Genomic DNA, 4,470 nt, shown 5'->3' with positions numbered 1-4,470 from the left:
CGGGCAGCTCGATCTCGCCATTCAGCAGGCGAGCACCGTCGCCTGGGCAAAGCTGTTCGGCTTGCCGCTCGTCAGCGCGTTCAACCGCTAGAAGCCATGGAGGAAAACATGGTCGATGCTGCTCTCATCAAGGAATGCGCAGATCCCGATCTGAAGCCGGCGATCGTCGAGAAGTTCATCGGTGCGGCGGGATCCGACGATCCGTTGACGGTGACCGTGCACGCGGGAAAGCGCGTCGTTCTCGTCCCAAAGCCTGCCACGCCCGAAGCGGCCATGGATCTGATCCGTCAGAATATCGGCCGCAACGTCGTGCGTGTCGGCATTACGCAATACCCGGCTGGCCTCGGCGTGCTCGAAGCCGGTGAGCTCAAACCGGACCTCGTCGACAGCTGCGCGAACCTGCGTATGGGGACGGCGCTGTTTTCCAAGGTCTATCGCATCGTCCTGAAATGGTATGGCAACCCGACGGGGGAAGAGGCCGCGCGCCAGGTGTTCGAGGATGCGATCATCGCCTGGCAGTCGGGGTATTTCGAGGGGGAAGCGGTGTTCCGAACGCCTGCTTCTGGTGAGGTCGACGCCGGGGCGGACAGATCTGGGGACGCTGAGCTAAAGACGACCATTGCCAAGGATGCGGCGGTGCCTGACGCGCACGATCGAAGCGAGCCGGCCCAAGATCGTCTACCCGACGCAGATCCGAACAAGGCCAGCATCCGTGTCGATCTTTCCGGTATTGGTGCGAAATGAGCGTGGAGGAGGTGCAGATCTGCATTGTATCCACGGCAATTATCCGCCTGTTTGCACTGGCGAAAATCCATCCCGCCCTCTATAAGGGCGAGTAAGGCAGTACGCGCTGTCCGGGGTTTGGAAACCTCTCCTAGCAGTTGGCGCCGGCTGATACGGCGCCAGATCCTCTGACCATTTGGCCGGGGGCCTGTGACGTATGTCCAGGCGCTTCGGTGTTAAAGGTCGCAGGACTGTCTAGGACAGTTTCCAACCCCGGCTTGGGATCAGGGATTAGCGTTTGCGGGGGCGGACCGCGGACATGTCCAAGGTTGGAACTGAGATGGATTCGAAAGATGCGGCGTTGATAGAAAAGCTCGAGCTTCGACCGGTCTTCGGGTTGACGCAAGGGTTGCCCACGGCTGATCTGGAAACCCTAACCGTCGACGCCATCCGGCAGCACAGGCTATTGGTTGACAAGGCTGATGAACTCTACCAGGCACTGCCGCAAGACTACCAGGACGGCAGAGCGACCGGCGGCGCCCAGCACCTCAAGTACATCGAGGCGACCATCGAGATGCATGCGCAAATGGCGTCGTTGAACACGCTTCTCACCATTTTAGGCTACATCCCGAAAGTGACCGTGAACTGATCGTCAGATCAGCTTCTTGCGGATCGCGGTTGCCGTCAGGTGCGCGATGGTGTGGACGTTGAACTGCTTCCGTGCATGCTCGATTTTGACCCGCACGCTGTTGTACTTGACGCCTTCCAGATCTGCTACCTCCTCCATCGTCTTGCCGTCCGCGATCCAGCTCAGATAGGTCGCGCTTTTTGGATCAAGCCGGAGTTGCTCTTCGGCGCTCGGTGTCGGATCGGCGAACTGGATACGCGAGTGAAGTTGCGCGACAGCTGTGGCCGCCGCGACGGGATCGATGTCCCGCTCGAGGTCGACGGTCAGCTTCGAAGAAGCCAACGTGAAGAGCGCGAGGGCACCATGTGCAATCCTGACCGGGATCGTGATCCCCGATCGGATCTCAAAATCTGCCGCGAGCGCAAAGAAGGATCGCTCGTCGTCGGACAGCCGTGGCCGATCCCATTCGGCGCTCCACGAAAACGCCTGCCTCAGCGTCTGAGCGCGCTTGATCACCGGATCGAGCTTGTTGAACCGGCGCCTGAAATATTCTCTTTGCCATTCGGGATGGTAGTTGGACAAGGCGCTGGAATGGCTCGGCTGGAGGTCAAGATAGGCGTAAGCGCTAAAACCGCTCGCCGCGATGACGGCTTCTAACCCTTGCTTAACGAGATGCTCATCGCCAGGGAGAGCAGCTAAATCGGTAAGTTTGTCCAGCCAATGCTGCATGTTCAATCTCCATCTAAGTTAGCCTTCCTCTGCGTGATCCGATTTTCAGCAAAGGAAGCTTGGACAGGTCTTATTACGCAATGTCGAATGCCTCACGCCGGAGTCGTCAAGACCATGTTCGGACACCGTCTTGCTCTTCTGTTCTCGCGCCGATCGATTCTCGGGGAACGGATTAACACAAAAAGACTGCCGCCGAACCAAGTTACGGCGACAACTACGGTGCCTTGGGAGGCTATGTTGGAATTGCCAGTCAAATGCCGATGGCCTCATAGGCATCAGCCACTTGTCGAATAGACGCAACATAGGCAGCGGTGCGGTAGTCGCCAAGTTCCGGTTGCTGCTCGATGAGGTCGGCGATGCGTGTCCAGGTGCTGCGCATGACGTCTTCGAGGCCGGAACGAACGAGATCGATTTCCGCACCGCCTTCGAGGAACTCGTCGCGGATGTCGGCCGGGAATTCCTTGCCGGTCATGCGCTCGAGGGCCGTGGCGATGGTCTGGTTGCGCCGCTCGCGCCGGCGCCGTTCCATCAGGCCGAAGGGAATATGCGTCAGGTTCTTCACCCACTCGAAGTAGCTGACCACCACGCCGCCGGCGTTGACGTATAAATCCGGAAGAATGGTGACGCCACGGGTGCGCAGCACCTTGTCGGCCTCGAAGGTGACCGGGCCGTTGGCCGCTTCGACGACCAGGTTCGCCTTGATGCGCTCCGCATTTCCGGCATGGATGGCATTTTCCATGGCCGCCGGAATGAGTACGTCGCACGGCTGCTCGATGCCGGTCATGTCTCCAGGAAAAGACGTCGCGCCTTCGAAGCCGAGAATGCTGCCGGTCTTGATCTGATGCTGCTTCAAGGCCTCGATCGCAATCCCGTCGGCGTTCGCGACATAGCCGTCGCGTTCGGCAACGATCGTCACCCGGGCACCGTCTTCTTCGGAGACGAACTTTGCCGCATGGTAGCCGACATTGCCGAAGCCCTGAACGATGACCGCGGCCCCCTTCAGATCACGCTTGCCATTCAGGCCGGCAGTGCGGGGATCTCGAAGATAGCTCTGGATGGCGAACTGGACGCCTCGGCCGGTGGCTTCGGTGCGTCCGGCAATGCCGCCCTTCGACAGTGGCTTGCCGGTGACGCAGGCCCGGGCATTGATGACATCGGTCGGATTGGCGCGGCGGAATTCATCCATCATCCAGGCCATTTCCCGCTCGCCGGTGCCGATGTCGGGTGCCGGAACGTTGACACCGGGGCCGATCAGTCCGCGTTTATTCAGTTCCTGAGTGAAGCGGCGGGTGATGCGCTCGAGCTCCTGCGGCGTCCATTCGCGCGGATCGATCTTCAGCGCGCCCTTCGAGCCGCCGAACGGCACATCGACCAACGAGCACTTGAGCGTCATGAGCGCTGCCAGCGCCTCGACCTCCTCCGCATCGGCATTCGATGCGTAGCGGATGCCGCCCTTAACCGGCTCGCAGTGTTCACTATGGACCGATCGCCAGCCGATGAAGCTGTACATGCGGCCGCGCAGGCGAACGCCGAACCGAACCGTATATGTCGAGTTGCACTGCATGATCCGCTCCGACAGGCCTTCCGGTAGATCAAGGAACGTCATTGCATGGCGGAAGTTCTGGTCGACGCTTTCGAGAAAGCCCGCGGAGCTCGTCTGCCCGACGTGGACTTCGCGTTGTGGGACTGCATTCACTGGAGGTTCTCCTTGTTCGGTCGTTCGAGGGCTGTGCTGTCTCAGCTCAGCAAAATTCTTTGGTCCGCATTGCGCACGAGCAAGGCGTAGATCAGCGTGAACAGCCGGCGGGCGGTGTCGTTGTCGATGTTCACTTTTGCTGACAACCGGCTTTTCAGCAGTTCGGCGGCCTCGTTGTGCACGCCGCGCCGGCCCATATCGATTGCCTCAAGGCGCTCGGGCCCGGGGTGCCGCACGGCGTCGTAGTAGCTCTCGCAAATGCGGGTGTAATCCTTGAGCAGTCGGCGGAAGGGGGTGAGCGACAGGTAATGACTGACAACATGGTCGCCCAGATCATCCGCGACATGCAGTGCCAAGCGCCCATCAGCCGCCGCAATCGTGAGGCGATAAGGTCCGCCATCGTGGCCGACCGGAATGAATGTGTTGGATTCCAAGAGGTCGATGACCGCGAGCGCTTGCTCCCGCTCAATTCTCGCGTCCCGGCCACCGAAGGACCGGTCGACCGATACATCACAGAGACGGTACTCGGCGGAGGCCATGGCCCTGCCCTCCTCAGAACGTTTCCACGCACATGGCGACGCCCATGCCGCCGCCGATGCAGAGCGTCGCCAGGCCCTTGGACACGCCGCGCCGCTTCATTTCGAAGAGCAGCGTGTTGAGCACGCGGGCGCCGGACGCGCCGATCGGGTGTCCG

5 protein-coding genes and 1 pseudogene are annotated in these 4,470 nt (G+C 60.6%); 2 read left to right on the top strand and 4 right to left on the bottom strand.

Annotation, left to right across the window (positions count from 1 at the left end):
* Window positions 1–108: 108 nt before the first annotated feature.
* On the top strand, window positions 109–744 hold the full coding sequence (locus RCCGE510_RS32245; protein ID WP_007637571.1) for a TraH family protein: 636 nt from the start codon (window positions 109–111) through the stop codon (window positions 742–744).
* 319 nt (window positions 745–1,063) lie between these two features.
* The gene (locus RCCGE510_RS32240; RefSeq protein ID WP_007637569.1) at window positions 1,064–1,372 is read left to right on the top strand and encodes a transcriptional repressor TraM; all 309 of its coding nucleotides are present in this window, start codon (window positions 1,064–1,066) and stop codon (window positions 1,370–1,372) included.
* A gap of 3 nt (window positions 1,373–1,375) precedes the next feature.
* On the opposite strand, the gene traR is transcribed toward RCCGE510_RS32240, so the two are convergent.
* From traR to RCCGE510_RS34355, 4 genes and pseudogenes are all read right to left on the bottom strand, one after another.
* Complete coding sequence (gene traR, locus RCCGE510_RS32235; protein WP_007637567.1) at window positions 1,376–2,080, bottom strand: transcriptional regulator TraR; 705 nt, start codon at window positions 2,078–2,080, stop codon at window positions 1,376–1,378.
* Between the two features lie 250 nt (window positions 2,081–2,330).
* Window positions 2,331–3,686 (bottom strand): Glu/Leu/Phe/Val dehydrogenase, encoded by a 1,356-nt coding sequence (locus RCCGE510_RS32230; RefSeq protein ID WP_085989793.1) that lies wholly within the window; start codon window positions 3,684–3,686, stop codon window positions 2,331–2,333.
* Window positions 3,687–3,817: 131 nt separating this feature from the next.
* Window positions 3,818–4,315, bottom strand: coding sequence for a UPF0262 family protein (locus RCCGE510_RS32225; RefSeq protein ID WP_007637562.1), 498 nt, complete (start codon window positions 4,313–4,315; stop codon window positions 3,818–3,820).
* A gap of 13 nt (window positions 4,316–4,328) precedes the next feature.
* Window positions 4,329–4,470: pseudogene (locus RCCGE510_RS34355) on the bottom strand (acetyl-CoA C-acetyltransferase); the annotation flags it as partial.

This window comes from Rhizobium sp. CCGE 510 (assembly GCF_000292525.1).
Classification (GTDB): Bacteria; Pseudomonadota; Alphaproteobacteria; order Rhizobiales; family Rhizobiaceae; genus Rhizobium.
Note: the sequence above shows the minus strand (reverse complement) of the source record. Positions and strands in the feature narration are given on the sequence as shown.